General features: G+C 62.7%; 12 protein-coding genes. 4 read left to right on the forward strand and 8 right to left on the reverse strand.

Features of this window, described 5'->3' with window-relative positions; translation table 11 throughout:
- The first annotated feature begins 185 nt into the window (after positions 1–185).
- Positions 186–1,520 (forward strand): glucoamylase family protein, encoded by a 1,335-nt coding sequence (locus tag J3P73_RS23660; protein WP_024320459.1) that lies wholly within the window; start codon positions 186–188, stop codon positions 1,518–1,520.
- A 98-nt stretch (positions 1,521–1,618) separates the two neighbouring features.
- On the opposite strand, the gene J3P73_RS23665 is transcribed toward J3P73_RS23660, so the two are convergent.
- The 6 genes from J3P73_RS23665 to hglS all read right to left on the reverse strand — a co-directional run bounded on the left by J3P73_RS23665 (position 1,619) and on the right by hglS (position 9,976).
- Positions 1,619–2,656: an ABC transporter ATP-binding protein gene (locus J3P73_RS23665; RefSeq protein WP_130692974.1), complete on the reverse strand. Its 1,038-nt coding sequence runs from the start codon at positions 2,654–2,656 to the stop codon at positions 1,619–1,621.
- Positions 2,653–4,320 carry an ABC transporter permease gene (locus J3P73_RS23670; RefSeq protein ID WP_130692975.1) on the reverse strand — a complete coding sequence of 556 codons (1,668 nt, stop codon included), beginning with the start codon at positions 4,318–4,320 and terminating at the stop codon, positions 2,653–2,655. Before J3P73_RS23670 ends, J3P73_RS23665 begins: the two co-directional genes overlap by 4 nt.
- A 63-nt stretch (positions 4,321–4,383) precedes the next feature.
- Complete coding sequence (locus tag J3P73_RS23675) at positions 4,384–5,400, reverse strand: iron ABC transporter substrate-binding protein (protein ID WP_018072013.1); 1,017 nt, start codon at positions 5,398–5,400, stop codon at positions 4,384–4,386.
- Between the two features lie 209 nt (positions 5,401–5,609).
- Complete coding sequence (gene amaB / locus J3P73_RS23680) at positions 5,610–7,148, reverse strand: L-piperidine-6-carboxylate dehydrogenase (RefSeq protein ID WP_024320461.1); 1,539 nt, start codon at positions 7,146–7,148, stop codon at positions 5,610–5,612.
- 45 nt (positions 7,149–7,193) lie between these two features.
- Positions 7,194–8,477, reverse strand: a complete 1,284-nt coding sequence (locus J3P73_RS23685) for an NAD(P)/FAD-dependent oxidoreductase (RefSeq protein ID WP_130692976.1) — start codon at positions 8,475–8,477, stop codon at positions 7,194–7,196.
- Between the two features lie 68 nt (positions 8,478–8,545).
- Positions 8,546–9,976, reverse strand: coding sequence for a 2-oxoadipate dioxygenase/decarboxylase HglS (hglS, locus tag J3P73_RS23690; RefSeq protein WP_130692977.1), 1,431 nt, complete (start codon positions 9,974–9,976; stop codon positions 8,546–8,548).
- 84 nt (positions 9,977–10,060) lie between these two features.
- Between hglS and J3P73_RS23695 the strand changes: the two genes are divergently transcribed.
- The 3 genes from J3P73_RS23695 to J3P73_RS23705 all read left to right on the forward strand — a co-directional run bounded on the left by J3P73_RS23695 (position 10,061) and on the right by J3P73_RS23705 (position 12,600).
- Positions 10,061–10,969, forward strand: a complete 909-nt coding sequence (locus J3P73_RS23695; protein WP_130692978.1) for a LysR family transcriptional regulator — start codon at positions 10,061–10,063, stop codon at positions 10,967–10,969.
- Positions 10,970–11,037: 68 nt separating this feature from the next.
- Positions 11,038–11,274 (forward strand): Lrp/AsnC ligand binding domain-containing protein, encoded by a 237-nt coding sequence (locus J3P73_RS23700; RefSeq protein WP_003567502.1) that lies wholly within the window; start codon positions 11,038–11,040, stop codon positions 11,272–11,274.
- A 147-nt stretch (positions 11,275–11,421) separates the two neighbouring features.
- Entirely contained in the window at positions 11,422–12,600 is a 1,179-nt protein-coding gene (locus tag J3P73_RS23705; RefSeq protein ID WP_130688551.1) for a glycosyltransferase family 4 protein, read from the forward strand.
- A gap of 125 nt (positions 12,601–12,725) precedes the next feature.
- Here the strand turns inward: J3P73_RS23705 and J3P73_RS23710 are convergent, their stop codons facing one another.
- Together J3P73_RS23710 and J3P73_RS23715 are read right to left on the reverse strand one after the other, a co-directional pair.
- Positions 12,726–16,037 (reverse strand): oligosaccharide flippase family protein, encoded by a 3,312-nt coding sequence (locus J3P73_RS23710; protein ID WP_130692979.1) that lies wholly within the window; start codon positions 16,035–16,037, stop codon positions 12,726–12,728.
- Between the two features lie 88 nt (positions 16,038–16,125).
- On the reverse strand, positions 16,126–17,304 hold the full coding sequence (locus J3P73_RS23715; RefSeq protein ID WP_130692980.1) for a glycosyltransferase family 4 protein: 1,179 nt from the start codon (positions 17,302–17,304) through the stop codon (positions 16,126–16,128).
- Positions 17,305–17,308 lie beyond the last annotated feature (4 nt).

Genomic DNA, 17,308 nt, shown 5'->3' on the forward strand with positions numbered 1-17,308 from the left:
CGCGGGCCGTCATTTTTGCTGCACCGCTTATATGACTTATGCTAGATATTATTTTACCGATAATTATTAACGACCGATTCCACCCATTTGTGTTCTCTTATCCTTGCGAATCAAAAAGGTTTGATTTGCCCGGGGACGGCCACCATGTTGAAGCATGGGGCGATGCAACAGTTGGGTAGGAGCCTATGCTGCAACGGATTGAAGACATTGATGCAGCGCTCGTCGACAGGCTGCAGCATTCGGCGTTCAAGTACTTCCTGAAATATTCCAATCCCGAAAATGGCCTGGTGGCAGATACCTCGATCGGCGGTGTGCCGGCGAGCATCGCGGCCGTCGGCTTTGCGCTTTCCTCCTATCCCGTCGGTGTCGAGCGTTGCTGGATCAGCCGCGAGGAAGCGGCCGAGCGTACGGTCAATACGCTGCGTTTCTTCGCCGAGGCGCGTCAGGGCGAGGAACGCCACGCGACCGGCTACCGCGGCTTCTTCTATCACTTCCTGCATATGGATACCGGCCATCGCGCCTGGAACAGCGAGCTTTCGACCATCGATACGGCGCTGCTTGTCGCCGGCATCCTGACATCAGCGCAATATTTCAATCGCGAAGACGACGAGACGGAGACTGAAATCCGTGAACTCGCCACCTTCATCTACGAGCGCGTTGACTGGCGCTGGGCGCTGAACAAGGGCGACACCATTTCCATGGGTTGGAAGCCCTCATCCGGCTTCCTGCGTTGGCGCTATCACGGCTTCGACGAGGCGATCATTCTCTATACGCTGGCGCTCGCGTCGCCGACGCACCCCATTCCGCAATCGAGCTACGACGCCTTCACGTCAAGCTATTCCTGGATGCTGCACGGCGAGCAGTCCTATCTCTATGCCGGGCCGCTCTTCATCCACCTCTTCTCGCATGCCTGGATCGATTTCCGCACCATTCAGGATAAGCCGATGGCGGAGCGGAACTGGGACTATTTCCGCAATACGCAGGTGATGATCAACGTCCAGCGTGACTATGCCGAACGCAATCCCGGCCAGTTCGTCGGCTATAACAGGAATATCTGGGGTTTCTCTGCCTGTGACGGCCCGCCGCCGACACGACGCATGCGTGGCGGCCGCCAGCCGAAGGTTCTGGGTTATGCCGCCCGCGGCGCACCGCTCGGCCCGGATGACGGCACGATCGCACCCTGGGCAGCACTTGCCTGCCTGCCTTACGACCGGCAGGCGGCTCTCGACGGCACCAAGGCGCTTCTGACCACCTATCCGAACCTGCTCTTGGAAGGCGGCTTTCCCGGCGGCTTCAACCCGACGGTCAAGACCAAGCGGCCGGAAGGCTGGGTCGACGACCGCACCGTCGGCATCGACCAGGGCCTTGTCGTCATGACCATCGAGAATGACCGTTCGGATTTCATCTGGAAACTGATGCGGCAATCGCCGGTCATCCGCCTCGGGCTCGAGCGCGCCGGCTTTACCGGCGGCTGGCTCGAAGGCATCGAGCCGGCAGAAGTGGTGCGCAAGTTCGGCTAGCGCATAAGCCCGGAAATCGAAATGGATTTCCGGAAAGGATGACGCGAAAACTAAAACAACAGAGCCCGCGCGTCCAATAGGAGGTGCGGGCTCTTAGTTTAGCTCTCGAAGACATGCGCCTTGCCGGCGATATCGAGGCGAACGAGATCACCTCGCGCCGGAAGCGCAACGCTCGAGGTCTTGATCAGGATCGGCGGCAGCGCAACGCCGTCCAGCGAAACCGCAACGGTGCAGACCGCGCCGCCGAATTCCACCTCGACGACACGCCCGCCATATTTGCGATCGCTTTCATCGGCAACGACGCGGATCTGCTCGGGCCGCAGCATGATCTCCGCCTTGCCCTGACGACTGCCCTCGACGGCAACGCGGCCGAGGGCGCAGTCTGCGAGGCCGTTTCGGATGATCGCGGGAAGCAGCACGGCATCGCCGAGGAACAGCGCCGTCTCGCGATCGCGTGGATGCAGATACAATGACTGCGGCGATCCGGCCTGGATCAGCCGTCCTTCCCTAAGCACCGCGACCTGATCGGCAAAGGTCAGCGCCTCTTCCTGGTCATGGGTGACGAGAATGGTGGTGATGCCGGCCGCCTGCAGCACGCGCGCAACCGCCTTGCGCATGTTTTCACGCAGGCCGGTATCGAGTGCCGAGAACGGTTCGTCAAGCAGCATCAGCCGCGGCTTGCGGCCGAGCGCACGGGCGAGCGCCACACGCTGCTGCTGGCCGCCGGAAAGCTGATGCGGGCGCCGCACCAGCATGCCGCGGTCGAGCTCGACCATATCGAGCAGCTCAAGTACGCGCTGCTCGCGATCCGGGGCCCTTCGCTCGAAGCCGAAGCCGATATTCTCGGCAACGCTTAAGTGCGGAAACAGCGCGCCGTCCTGCGAGACGATGCCGATGCCGCGCTTGTGGGCCGGTACTGTCGCCGGACCGTCCGCCAGCAGGTCGCCATCCAGCGTCACCCTGCCGACCTCGGGTTGCTCGAAGCCGGCAATGATGCGCAGCAGCGTCGTCTTGCCTGAACCGGACGGGCCGACGACGGCGGTGCGGCTGCCTGCCGAAACCTCGAGCGAAATATCCTTCAGCGCCTGGACGGGGCCATAGCGCTTGCTGATGTTTTCGATCGTGAGCAGCGTCATTGGCCGGCGGTCCGTTTCGATTGGGTATAGAGCATCAGGGTGAGCGGCAGCGACAGCACGACCATCATGAAGGCGTAAGGGGCGGCCGCGACATAATCGATCTCGCTGGTCAGCGACCAGAATTTCGTCGCCAGCGTATCGACGCCGTTGGGCGACAGCATCAGTGTCGCCGTAAGTTCATTGGTGATGCCGAGTGCGGCCAGCGCGACGCTGGCGGCCGCTCCCGGTGCTGCAAGCCGCATGGTGATCTGCCGCACTGCCTGGCCCGGAGTGCAGCCGAGACCCATCGCGGCGCGCTCCAACTCCACCGGCGCCTGGGCGATGCTGGCGCGCAGCCCGACCATGGCGCGCGGCAGAAAAAGCATCACATAAGCGACGAGCAGCGTTGCGAAGGTCTGATAGAGCGGCAACACGAGACGCACGGTGATCGTCACCAGCGCCAGCGCCACGACGACGCCCGGCAGCGAGCCGACATAATAATGGCAGGCTTCAAGCACACGCTGGAAGCGGCCGGGCGCACGCACGGAAAGCCAGGCCATCGGTGCTGCGGCAATCGTCGCCAGCACGCCGCCGACAATGGCAAGCACGATCGTCTGCAGGAAGGCGCTGCCGACCTCGATGCGCCAGATATCGGTACCGCCAAGATAGAGCCAGCGGCCAAGCGTCACCAGCGGCACGCCGAGCGTCAGTACCGCGAGAATGACAGGCAGCAAAACCGCGGGCACCACGAACCAGCCCAGCCGGCGGCGGTCCGTGGGACGTGGCGAGCCCGAGCCGACGCGGGCATAACGTTCGTTGCCGCGCACCAGCACCTCGAAGCCGAGTAGAAAAAGGCAGCAGGCGACAAGCACGCCGCCGAGCATGTTGGAGGCCGGGCTGTTGTAGGAGGACTGGAACTGGTCGACGATGGCAGTCGCGAACGTGTCGAACCGGATCATGACGAACAGGCCGTACTCCGAAAGCAGATGCAGGGCGATCAGCAGCGAACCGCCGCAGATGGCAAGCCTCAGCTGCGGCAGCACGGCGCGGAAGAAGACGCGCCAGGGATTAAGGCCCAGCGAGGCAGCGGCATCCTCAATGGCCGGATCGAGACGCCGCAGCGCTGCGGCGACCGGCAGGTAGAGGAACGGATAGTAGGCGATGACCGAGACGAAGACGCCGCTCTGCAGGCCGCGCATGCCGGGAACCAGACTGACCCAGGCATAGCTGTGTACGAAGGCAGGCACGGCGAGCGGAGCGATCGCCAGCCACGCCCACAGCCGCGCAAAAGGAATGTCCGTCCGCTCCGTCAGCCAGGCAAGCGTCAGGGCAAGCGCGATCGACAGCGGGATGGTGATCGATTCCAGGAGAATCGTATTGACAAGAAGTTCGCCGACGCGCGGCCGGAAGACCAGGGTCTTCACCGTTTCCCAGCCGACATCGTAGGTGACCCAGCCGATGAAACCGAGCGGCACGAGACTGAAGATCGCGACAACGGTTGCGAGGAGGATCACCGAAGCGTGCGGCATACGTCCGCGCGGCAAAGCCATTCGCGTGGCCCTCGGCGCGACCGGCGCCTGGTTGCCGGATGCGAGCAATCTGTTGTCCTGCAGCAAGGCCGATGCCTTTACACGCTGAAAAAGGAAGGCAACCGCCTTTGAAAGGCGGTTGCCGGATATCGTCATGCCCTAAGGTTTTCTTGAGCCAAATGCAATAGTTTTGGCCGGAAGACGCCTGCGGCAGAAAGGTTAGATCAAGCCGGCGGCCGTCATCAGTTCGACGACCTTCTTGCTGTCGAGGGTCGAAGCTTCGACCTTCGGAGCGTTGAGGTCGGCAAGCGGAGTGAGCTTGTCGTTGGAGGGCGCATCCTTGCCAATGGCATATTCGTAGGAATCGCCGTCCTTGAGGACTGCCTGGCCGGCATTGCTGGTGAGGAACTTCAGGAAAGCCTGGGCTTCCTTCATGTGCTGCGTGGACTTCAGGACGCCGCCGCCCGAAACACTGACAAAAGCGCCCGGATCCTGGTTCTTGAAGTAATGCAGGCCGACATTCTTGCTGTTCTCGCCTGTTTTGGCCTGATCGCCGAACCAATAATAGTGATAGATAACCGCGCCTTCGACTTCGCCGGCGTTGACGGCCTTCATGGCGACACTGTTGCCCTTATAGGGCGTGGCGTTTTCCTTGAGACCCTTCAGCCAGTCGGCGGTCGACTGTTCGCCCTTGAGCTGCAGCAGGGCAGCAACGATGGCCTGGAAGTCGGCACCGGCGGGGGCCGCACCCCAACGACCCTTCCAGGCCGGATCTGCGAGGTCGAGCAACGACTTCGGCAACTTGTCTTCGGTGAGCTTCGTCTTGTCATAGGCAAAGACCGTGGTGCGGGCGGCAATGCCGGTCCACATGCCGTCAGCCGGGCGATACTGCTCCGGAACCTGATCCAGCGTTTCCTTTTCGATGGGGGCGAAGAGGCCCGCGCCATCGACCAGCGTCATCGCCGGTGAATTCTCGGTCAGGAATACGTCAGCTGGAGAGGCGTCGCCTTCCTGGATGATCTGGTTGGCGAACTGCATGTCGCTGCCCTGGCGTATGGTGACCTTGATGCCGGTCTCCTTGGTGAAGGCGTCGATCCATTCGCGGCCGAGGCTTTCGTGCTGGGCATTGTAAACAACGAGACCTTCGTCCTGCGCATTGGCGCTGCCTGCGAGCGCGGTGGCAGAGAGAAGCGAAGCAGCAAGCGCGAGGGAAAAACGGTTAAGAGCAATGTTCATGATGGCCTCCGTGGCGATGTCACCCGAGCTCTCCAAGGGCGATGAGAGGCGTATATTTTTCCTGACTGCAGATTTCAAGTTTGTCTTGGCCGGAAAAGCCATCACAATATCTTGACTAAATATTTCATATTACAGGGGAATAAATCTCGATTTGGAAAAAAGGCGACGCTCCCAAGCGCCGCCCCTCTTTTGCAGCCTTTTGCAGCCGCCTATTCGACGTCGAACTTGACGCCCTGCGCAAGGGGCAGCGTTCTGCCGTAGTTGATCGTGTTGGTGGAGCGGCGCATATAGGCCTTCCAAGCATCCGAGCCGGATTCGCGGCCGCCGCCGGTTTCCTTCTCGCCACCGAAGGCGCCGCCGATCTCGGCACCGGATGGTCCGAGGTTGACGTTGGCGATGCCGCAATCCGAACCGCGGGCGGAGACGAAGGTTTCGGCCTCGCGCATGTCGTTGGTGAAGATCGACGACGACAGTCCCTGCGGCACCGCATTGTGCAGCGCCAGCACTTCGTCGAAATCACTGTATTTCATCACATAGAGGATCGGCGCGAAGGTCTCGTGCTCGACGGGGCCGGTCTGATCCGGCATTTCGACAAGCGCCGGGCGAACGTAGAAGGCCTCAGCCGAGCCATTGTCGACGCGTTCGCCGCCGGTCACCGTGCCGCCGGCCGATTTCGCCTCACCAAGCGCTGCCTGCATGTTCTTAAAAGCCTGGCCGTCGATCAGCGGTCCCACAAGCGTACCGCTTTCGAGCGGATTGCCGATGGTGACGGAGCCATAGGCCTTCTGCAGGCGCGGCACCAGCTGGTCGTAGACGCTGTCATGCACGAAGAGACGGCGCAGCGTCGTGCAGCGCTGGCCTGCCGTGCCCATGGCGGAGAAGGCGACGCCGCGCAGCGTCAGGTCGAGATCGGCCGACGGGCAGACGATCGCCGCATTGTTGCCGCCGAGTTCGAGAATGGCGCGGGCAAAACGCTGCGACAGGCGCGGACCGACGGCGCGGCCCATGGCCGTCGAGCCGGTGGCGGAAACCAGCGGGATCTTCGGATGATCGACCAGCACTTCGCCGACCTCGCGGCCGCCGATAATCAGCGTCGACAGATTGGCCGGCGCCGTGCCGCCCTCGGCGACGAAACGCTTCAGCGCCTTTTCGAACAGCGCCTGCACGGCAAGCGCCGTCAACGGCGTCTTTTCCGAGGGCTTCCAGACGGTGGAATTGCCGCAGACCATCGCAAGTGCAGCATTCCACGACCAGACGGCAACCGGGAAGTTGAAGGCGGAGATGATGCCGATCACGCCGAGCGGATGCCAGCTTTCCATCATCCGGTGCTCGGAGCGCTCGGTGGCGATCGTCAGGCCGTAGAGCTGACGGGAAAGACCGACCGCGAAATCGCAGATGTCGATCATCTCCTGCACTTCGCCCAGACCCTCCGAAGTGATCTTGCCAACCTCGATCGAAACGAGACGGCCGAGCGCCGCCTTGGAGGCGCGCAGTTCCTCGCCCAGCAGGCGGACCAGTTCGCCGCGCTTCGGCGCCGGCACGGCACGCCATTCGAGGAAGGCCTGGTGCGCCGCTTCGATCGCCGCCTTCGTCTCGGAAACGGAATGTTCCCTGAGTTTGCCGATTTCCTTGCCGGTGACCGGCGAGGTGACGGAAAGCGTGCCGCCGTGATAGCGGCCGGCATCGACGCCGAGTTCGGCGAGCAGTTTGGCGGTTTCGGTGGCGAGATCGAGGACGGCGATGGTCATTGTCGTGTTTCCAATCTTATTATTCTCAGAAGCGTGCATCGCTTTTTAGAAGCGGGCATCGGCGAAATGGGCGACCTGAGCGCCGGCTTCGTACCATATTTCCTTGAGTGCACGGAAGCTTGGCTCGGTGGGCGAAGTCAACGGCAGCGGCAGATCGGCTTCCGGAAGCCGGCCGAGGATATGCTCCGCCAGCGTACGGCCGAAGACCGTACCGGGGGCAATGCCGCGGCCATTGTAGCCCGAAAAGCCGACGACACCAGGTGCGAATTTGTGGAAGCGCGGCAGCGCATTGTCGGTCATGCCGATTTGGCCATACCATTCACACTCGAATTCAACGTCGCCGATAACAGGGAAGAGCCGCTTCAATGCGCGTTTGGCCCAGCCCTTGTGTACGGCCAGTCCGGTATTGCGCAGCGCCCCGACACTGCCGAAAACGAGACGGCCGGCCTGATCCATCCGGAAGGAGGAAAGGATCTCCTTGGTATCCCATGCGCCTTCCCGCCCTGGCAGGATCGACTGGCGCAGATTGTGGCCCAGCGGCACGGTGGCGAAATTGAAATAGGGCAGATGCACTTGTTCGCTGCGCACCTGCTCCCACGGACCGGTGCTGTAGGCATCCGTCGCGACGATGATCCACTCGGCGCTGACTTCGCCGCTTGATGTCTTCACGGTCCAGCGGCTGCCATTGCGCTCCGTTGCGATGACCGGGCTGGACGTGTGAATGGCGACGCCACCCTTGACGGCGGCATGGGCAAGGCCGCGCGCATAGGCAAGCGGCTGCAGCGTTCCGGCGCGTTTGTCGAGCAGCGAACCGGTATAGGCATCGCTGCCGATGCGTTTTGCCGTTTCCGCCGCATCGAGCAGCGTCACGGCTGCGCCGCGGGCGGACCATTGCGCCGCGCGATCCTCGATCTCCTTCAGCCCATCCGCGCCAACCGCGCAATGCAGCGTGCCGTTCCGTTCGAGTTCGCAGGCAATCTGATGTTTGTCGATCAGCTCCATGACGAGCTTCGGCGCATTGCCGAGCAGATCGAGCAGACGTTCGCCATGCACCGGGCCGAGCACACCGGGCAGATCGTTCGGCATCACCCACATGCCGGCATTGATCAGTCCGACATTGCGCCCGGCACCGCCGAAGCCGATCTCCTTGGCCTCCAGCAGCACCACCTTCGACCCGGCTTCGGCAAGATGCAGGGCGGAAGAGAGGCCGGTGTAACCGCCGCCGACGATGACGACATCGGCCGAAATCGCGCCTTCGAGAGGCGAGGTCGTCGGCGCTTCGGGCGCTGTCTTTTCCCAGAGGCCGTGGGAGCGCGGATCATTCAGCATGGCTCAGTCCGATCAGAGCGAAATCGCGGGTACTCTAATGCATAAAAGAAAGTGTTGAAGCAGCCATTTCACGCAACGGTCTTCAGCGGCAGGCCCGCAAGGCCGAGCGCGGCCAGTGCCGAATCCAGCGATGCGGCCTGGCGTTCGGCGTAGAGCGCCAGCTCGTCCTGGACGGTGGCGCCGAGTGCTGCCTCGAAGGCGTCGCGGTTCGAGCGGGTCGCATAGTTCTGCTGCTGGTCGGTGCCGAGGTTCGACTGGAAGATGCCGGCCGCGCTGACGGGCAGGAAGTCTTCGTAGACGATCGGAGTGAAGGCAAGATAACCCGAGGCGATCAGCGCCTCCGGATCGCTGGGCAGCCTGCTGCCGGCCGCGGCGGCAATGCCCGCAGGCGTCGCGGAATAGCGGAAGAAGGCCAGATCCGCCCTGCGCAGCTCGTCCCAGCTGTCCGGCAGTGCCTTGAAACGCGCGGCGAGTTCGTGATCGTAGGCGCCGGCCTTGGCGCCGCCGGCGCCCACCTGCACCTCGCCGCGAACCGAGGCGAGCAGCTGGTCGTAGAGCACCCGGCCCTTCGCCGTCAGCGCCACACCGCGCTGTTCGATCTCGCCGAAGCGGGCGGTATGTGTGCCTTTAATGGCACCGTCGTCACCGGAAAAGGCGATCGTTTCCTCCAGCGCCTTGAAACTCGTCTGTCGCAGCAGGATATCGCAATGCCGGCGCGGCGGCCCTTCGATGACAGCCTTCGGCGTGATGCCGCGTTCCGGCATGCGGGCCTGGACGGCGTCGATATCGAGCGTGCGCGGCGTCAGATGGTTGATGTGCGGTCCCTTGAAGCTGACGACGTCAGCGATCAGCCGATGGGCGTCGTGCAGGCGCTTGTAGGTGTCGGCGCTGACTGTCGCTTCGCCATGCCAGCGGAAGGTTTCCAACGCCTCGGCGACGAATTCCGTCGCTTCCGCCTCGGTCAGGCCGCCGTTCTGCTCGTGGCGCTCGATCAGCGCGACGGCGCGCGGCGTGTAGATCCGCCGTTTCGCCAGAATGGCTTCGGCTTCGCCGCGCAGCCCTTCGTCCTCGATCAGTTCCAGTCGCAGCAGCGAGGTGAAGACGCGGAATGGATTGACGTTGAGCGCTGCCTCGTCGATCGGCCGGAAGCTGGTGGAATGAACCGGCACGCCGGCGACCGAAAGATCGTAGTAGCCGACCGGCTGCATGCCCATGACCGCAAACAGCCGGCGGATAGTGAAGAGTTCGTCTGCCGTACCGAGCCTTATAGCGCCGTGACGCTCGACATCGATGCGCTCCAGCTCGCCGGCGCGGGCCAGGCGCGCGCGCAGATCGGGATCCCTTTCGAGGCAGCCGGCATTCACATCCGCCACCAGTTCGATCAGCGTGCCGTATTGCGGCACCTCTGTCCGGTACATCTGCGACATCGCCTCGGTAAACAGTGATCGGATGCGGTCTGGGGAAACGAAGGCTTGCGGCATTGAGAAACTCCGGCTCATTCCGTTTTTGCAGGATGAACCTCTTTACACGCGCGACAAAGCTGGAAATATCGCTATTTCGGAAATAGCCCATTCTGAAACGGAATGACCATGCTGACGTCTAGACGTTTTCTGCCATCGATCTCGCATCTCGCCGCCTTCGAGGCGGTTGCCCGCACCGGCAGCGTGACGGCAGCGGCGCGCGAACTCGATCTGACGCAGAGCGCCGTCAGCCGCCAGGTGAGCGCGCTGGAGGAGCAGCTTGGCGTCGAGCTCTTCCTGCGCGAACGCCAGACCATGCGGCTGACGCTTGCCGGCGACGGATATGCCCGCGAGATTCGCGAGGCGCTGCGGCGCATATCGAGCGCCTCGCTGAACCTGCGCGCCAATCCGCATGGCGGCACGCTTAACCTCGCCATCCTGCCAACCTTCGGCACGCGCTGGCTGGCGCCGCGCCTGGGACGCTTCCTCGCCGCCAATGCCGGCGTGACCATCAATCTGGTGACTCGGCTTTCGCCCTTCGATTTCCGCCTCGATTCGATCGACGCCGCCATCCATTTCGGCCACCCGCACTGGCCAGGCGCCGAGCTCGCGCTTCTGATGTCGGAGCGCACGGTGCCGGCCTGCAGCCCTGATTTTCTGCAACGATACGCTATCAAAGCGCCGGAGGATCTGCTTGCCGTTCCGCTCCTGCATCTGACGACGCGCCCTGACGCCTGGGAGCAATGGTTCGCCAGCAACGGCGTTTCCTTCGAAAACGTGCACGGCATGCTCTTCGACCAGTTCGCCACCGCTGCGCAAGCGGCGATCGCCGGCCTCGGCATCGCCCTGCTGCCGACATTCCTGATGCAGGAGGAGATCAGGCGCGGCGATCTCGTCGCCGCTGTCGACCGCGAAATGGAAAGCCGCGAGCGCTACTATCTCGCCTTTCCGCCCGAGCGCGCCGACTACGCACCGCTTGCCGCCTTTCGCGACTGGATCATCGCGGAAGCAGCCGCCAATCCGACTGCGTGACGAACGGCTTGCATCGGCATGGCGCTTTCGACCATTATATCGGCCAAACAACTTTGCAGGAAATCTCCATGAAGCCGATCTTCGTCCAGCTCCAATGCGCACCCGGCAAGACCTATGAGGTCGCCGACGCCATCTACCAGACCGAACTGGTCTCGGAGCTCTATTCGACCAGCGGCGACTACGATCTGCTGCTGAAGGTCTATATCGAGGAAGGCCAGGATATCGGCAAATTCATCAACGACAACATCGCCAATATTCCCGGCATCGTCCGCTCGCTGACGACTCTGACCTTCAAGGCATTCTGAATCCCCGTCAGACACGGTTAACCTTTTTCGCGAAGAATCGCCTTGGCAGGACGTCGCCTAAACCGCGCCTTAACGCCGGGCATGTCTGGTCGTTGCTATCACGGGCCCGCGTCAGTGCAGGCCGGCACGTGCAGCGATAGGTGGAAAATGTCGATCGTCGAGGCAGATTGGGCGCGCGCGAAGCCGCAGTTGGAAACAGCCCCGCTGATCGTCCATGTCGTGCGCCAGTTCCTGCCCAACCGCGGCGGCCTCGAAGACGTGGTCGCCAATCTCGCCCGCCAGACCGTACGCCGCGGTTATCGCGTGCGCGTCGTCACGCTGGATTCGCTCTTCACCGCGCCGCAGGACAAGCTGCCGCCTCGCGAAGATATCGATGGTATCGAGGTGGTGCGCATTCCCTGGTCCGGCACCAGCCGCTATCCGCTGGCGCCACAGGTCTTCCGCCATCTCGCCGATGCCGATCTCGTGCATGTCCATGCCATCGACTTCTTCTTCGATGCGCTCGCCTGGGGCCGGCTGCTGCACGGCAGGCCGATGATCGTCACCACCCATGGCGGCTTCTTCCACACGCGGAAATACGCGACGATCAAGAAGATCTGGTTCCAGACGCTGACCCGTGCTTCGGCGATGGCCTACCGCCGCGTCGTCTGCTGCAGCGCCTCCGACCTCAGGCAGTTTTCCGAGATCGTGCCCGACAGCCTCCTGATCGAAAACGGCGCCGATATCGGCAAGTTCGCCGACACCGCTTCGCGCCGGGCAAAGCGCCGCATCGTCACGATCGGCCGGTTTTCAGTGAACAAGCGGCTGGACCACCTGCTCGATGCGATGGCCATGCTGAAGACCCGTGACCCGGAATGGCATCTCGACATCGTCGGCGCCGAATCCGACCTGAACCGGGCGGATGTCGAAGGCGCAATCGAAAGCCGTCATCTTTCCGGCCGCGTCACCCTGCATGTGTCGCCCGAGAACGACACGATCCGGCGCATCATCGCAGAAGCCTCGATTTTCGCCTCCGCCTCGGAATATGAAGGTTTCGGCTTGGTGGCGCTGGAGGCGATGAGCGCCGGTCTCCTGCCGGTGCTGAACGCCAACGATGCCTTTACGACGCTTGCTGCCCGGCATCCCGTTCTCATGCCTGCCGATTTCACGAATCCTGAGAGTGCCGCCATGGGGCTCGAAACGGCCTATGAACACCTTTCGCGCCAACCGGACACCGTTCGAGCCGAGCTTCTCAATGCCGCCCGCGGCTATTCCTGGGATATCGTCGCCGGACGTTATATCGATCTCTACAGATCGCTTGATGTCGTCGCCGCAGAAAGCATCTGATCCCGCCTAAAGCGCGTCGCGGTCTTCCAGATTCGCTTGCCGGACTTCAGGTCTTTGTTTTCCGCATGTCTTCGGCGCAAAACCGCTGCACACTTTTGCGCGACATGCTTTCGCTGAAATTCAGGTCATGCTCTGGCGAGACGGATGATCTCGTCGAGCACGAATTTGCGTGATTGCGGCGGCGTCAGATTGTGGTCGGCATCCGGCAGCATCAGCAGCCGCACGTTCGGATAGCGGGAAAGCCTGGCGCCGCGCGGCCCGAAGTGGAAAAAGACATGGTCGAGTCCGACATCGCCCTCGCTGTAGATCAGCGTCAGCGGCACCTTGCGTTTGCCGAACAACGCGAAGGAGTGCCGAACCTCGCGGGCGATATGACGCCGGTCGGGAAGCAGCTCGAGCAGCGGCGCGATCCACGGCGACAGCCGGCGGCCGGCGGCGATGACGATGTTCTGCAACGCCGAGACGACATCCACTTGGCCGCGCAGCAGCCGCTTCAGCGTGTCGAGCCGCGCCAGGCGCTGGCTGTAATCATCGAGGCTACGGGGAACGGAGACGACATGCTCCCTGCGCACCGGCATGTCAGGATCCCAGTAATAGACGAACGGATTGATCGACACGACAGCCTTCAAGCGCTCGTCGGCGACGCCGGCGCGGAAGGCGACATAGCCGCCGCTGCATCGGCCGGCGACCATGACGGGGCCGGCGACGACGCTTTCGAGCAGGTCGAGCGCTGCGACCGCATCCCCGGTCTGCGTGTCCGAATAAAGCACCTGTTCCGGCGCATCCGGCCGCGGCGGGCTGTCGCCGACATTGGCGGAATCGAAGCGCAGCGAAACGACGCCTTGGCGGGCGAGCTCGCGCGCCATATCAACCGTCGTCCGTCCCCAGCCGGCATGCCGGTCATAGGCTGTCGACAGGAAGAGCACGGCGTTGCCCTTGATCTCGCCGAGCGGCCGGCTGACGACACCGACCAGATGATTATGGCTTCCGAAACGGACCGGCGTTTCCGCAAAATGATCGCCGGCAAGCAGCGGGTTGTCGATCGCCGTCGGCGAATGGGCGGCGGATGTCTCCGTCGTCGTTGTCTCCAGCCACGTCGTCAGCAGCGCGACGACAGCCATCGGCGTCTTGGCAAACAGCGGATTGGTGGCGAGCTCGTCATAGCCTTCGAAGGCCGTCTGCTCGACATCGGCGCCAAGCGCCTTCAGCGCATCGGCAAAGCCGGTATCCTCGGCCTTGGCCGGACGTTCGAGGATCAGATAGCGGGAGGCTCCGAGCCCTTGCGGCGAGGCGATGCTGAGTTTGCCGAGCTCGGCAGCAATCTCTTCAGGCATGACGAGCCCGGCGATCTGCACCTTGGCGGTCTGGACATGCTCCTTGCTGAGGCCGAGATCGGCATCGATGATCTTGGACCACATGGTGAGTTCGCGCAGATAGGCCCGGCCGCTCAGCACCGGCGCCAGCATGACGAGGCTGTCGACGCCTTCGATCGAGGAACCGACGCGATGGGCAAGCGTCGCGCCGAGGCCCTGTGCGATGAGGATGATGCGGTCGCAGCCGCTCAGCGACTTCAGCTTATCCGCGGCCGCACGGATCGAATCTTCCCAGGTTTCCAGCCTTGCCGGCAGCGCGGCGAAATCGAGCGCATCACCGGTGCCGCGATAGTCGAAGCGCAGGCTCGGCACGCCGATATCCGAGAAATGCTCGGCCGCGACGCGGAAGAATTTGCGGCTGCACATCTCCTCGAAACCCCAGGGGCTGACGAAGAGCACGGCGGCCGAACGTTTCTTGGCGAGAGGATTCTCAGGCATGAACAGCCCGATCGTACCATCGAAGACGACGGGCAGGGCAGCGCTGCGCCCCGCACCCTCGGCCGGTTCCAGCGAGAATTCGCCGGGCGCGACCTTGGCGCGATCGGGATCACCGGGAAGCCGCGGCGCGATGAAATTGATTGCATTGCCGACCGGTCGCCGCAGCAGGGACGGCATCTTGTCGAGAATGGAGCGCATGACTTCGACATCCTCGCCCGGCACGGCGCGCAGCACCCGGAGTGCTGCGAAATAGGCGAATGCGCCGGCGATGATCGCGCCGACCAATCCGGCCGGACCCTGGACGAATTCCAGTACGGAAGTCGCTCCGCAAGCGCAGAGGACGGAGGCGAGCGTCACCTTCGTCAGGCTTGCGTAGAGACCCGAAAGCTGGGATCCGAATCCTGTCTGTCTGATCATCATCATCGACATCGCAACGAATACGAGGATGCGCACGATTGCGGCGCCCTCGGCCGCAAGCCTAGGTACGATCAGTAAACAACCCGCTACCATCAGTAGGCCACCTATCACACTGATATTCAGGCGGGAGCGGGCCCTGTCCATTGACAGCAGGTAGAGGCTGAGGATCTGCATGAAGGTATAGGCGGGAGCGACGAGCGCAAGCAGCGCCACCACCGTCCCGCTGCGGCGGAACGCTTCGCCGAACACCACAATCACCAATTCGCTGGAGATCGCGGCAAGCCCGAGGCTCATCGGCAGCACGATATAGGCCATGCTTCGGGTGACGGCGGCAAAGACCTCGACCGGCAATGTCGAATCGTCGCTGCTGTGGCGCCGCTCGGAATAATAGGGCAGCAGGCTGCCGGTCATCTGGATCGGCAGTTGCAGCGCGATATTCGCGATCGACAGGCCGACGGCATAATAGCCGACCATCTCCACCGACCAGAATTGCTGCAGGAAGAGCAGCTCGAGCCGGTTGAGGAAAATGGAATCGATGATGAACTGGATCGACAGGATGACGGAGGAGGAGGCGAGATATTTCAGCGAGACCCCGCACCAGTCGCGCCGCGCCAGAAGGATCGGCAGCGTGGCGAAAAACAGCACCAGCTGGCCGAGCGCATAGCCGACGAGAACGCCTTCGACGCCATAGAAGACGGCGCCGACGGCAACCCCGGCAAGCTGCACGATCGAGACGGCGACCGTCAGCTTAAAGAAGGCGCCCAGCTTCTTTTCGCCGATCAGGTAGAATTTGACGAAGGAACCGATCGCCTGGACGAAGAACAGCACGCCCGTGACCAGAGCGACGGATGGCGCCGTATCGGCCCAGTGCATCTCTTCGGAGGTCAGGAAGAACAACGCGTAGAGCGCCAGCAGCACGACGGTCGAGAACATCATGAAGCTGACGAGGATGGCGGCAAAACCCCGCCGGCGGCGCGCGTCGAAGCCTTCCGCCGAAAGCTGCGGCAATGTCTTCAGCAGCGTGATGCTGGAGCCGAGCTCGGCGATCGACGCGCCGGTCACCACCAGCCAGAGCGAAAAGGCGACGATGCCGTTGGCTTCCGGCCCGAGCAACCGCGCGGTTATGATCGAGGAAACGAAGCCCGTCAGAAGCAGCAGCATGCCTGCCGCCCCGTTCATCACCGAGTTTGCGATAATACCCTTCGACATCTGTCCATCCGTCAGGATCGGCCTACCGCCGCATACCTGCCATCTCTAATGCGAAAATGTTAAAATAAAGCGGAGTGACGACCTCAGCTTAGCTGGTCTGCATCGCCGCCAGCGTCTGAAGCGCGTTGTCATAGCTGTTGTCCGCGAGGTAGCGCAGCAGGAACGCTCGCGCCTTCTCCGCCTTCTCTCGCGCACGCTCTGGCGCGCGGAAGATATCCCGCAAGTGCGTGGCCGCCACTTCGGGAGAAGGATCGGCCCAGACCGCGCCCTCGAGCCCGGCAAATTCCGGATGGGTGTCGACCACCGGAATGAGGGGAGAGGCAACCAGCCAGCTATTGTCGGGATCGCAGAAATCCGCTGTTCCCGACCAGGCCGTGGAAATGACCGGCGTACCCTGCATGATCGCCTCGGCAACCGTCAGCCCGAAACCCTCGGAACGATGCAGCGAAAGATAGGCGTCTGAGCAGCGGATGAGGCCGTTGATATCGGAGTCCGACAGCCTGTCGGTGACGATCCTGATCCGGGTATTGCCTGCGACCGAGGCGACCAGTTCGCGCAGGCCCTCATCCTTGCCGATATCGCCACTGGCCTTCATCAACAGGAAGGCGCTTGGAGCTTCTGCGGCGAATATCCGGAAGGCCTCGATGACGGCCTGCGGATTCTTCCGGTTGATCGAGGAGCCGGCGCTGAAGATGAAGCTGACGAGAAAGGCGTCTTCCTCGATGCCGAATTTCTGGCGCATGCCTTCCGTTGCCGGCTTCTCGGTGACGGGATGGGGAACCACGATGACGGGTGCCGCCGTGAGGGGCGCAATCGCCCGCCTGGTGAATTCCGACGGCACGAAGACGGCATTCATGTAATGCATCGCATTGCGCCACTCCGCCGGCACGACTTCGAGCTCCCAGGCGAAATAACCGATGTTGAAAGCGCGAGTGAAATTCGCTACGCCCTTCTTCAGGATGGCGCGCGGCAGCATCGGCGGATTGAGATGCCAGATCCGGCTTCCCGCAGGTTCGGTGGAAAGATGCGACGGCATCCATCCGGCGAAGGAATTCTCGTCAGGATGCGTGCTGACGTCGGAGAGCGAAATCGCCCGCCCCGCCTCCGACAACGCGCCGGCGCAGAGCCTTGCCGATTCGCCGACGCCGACCGCCATCGAGAGATAGCCGACGATTTCCACCGGCCTGCGCGGATTGAAAGCAAGACGCGACCGCGGGATAAGCCGCTGCAGGACATGGGCGCGCAGAAGGCGGTATATCGTTCTCAAATCA

It is taken from the genome of Rhizobium ruizarguesonis, assembly GCF_017357285.1.
GTDB classification, from domain to species: Bacteria; Pseudomonadota; Alphaproteobacteria; order Rhizobiales; family Rhizobiaceae; genus Rhizobium; species Rhizobium ruizarguesonis.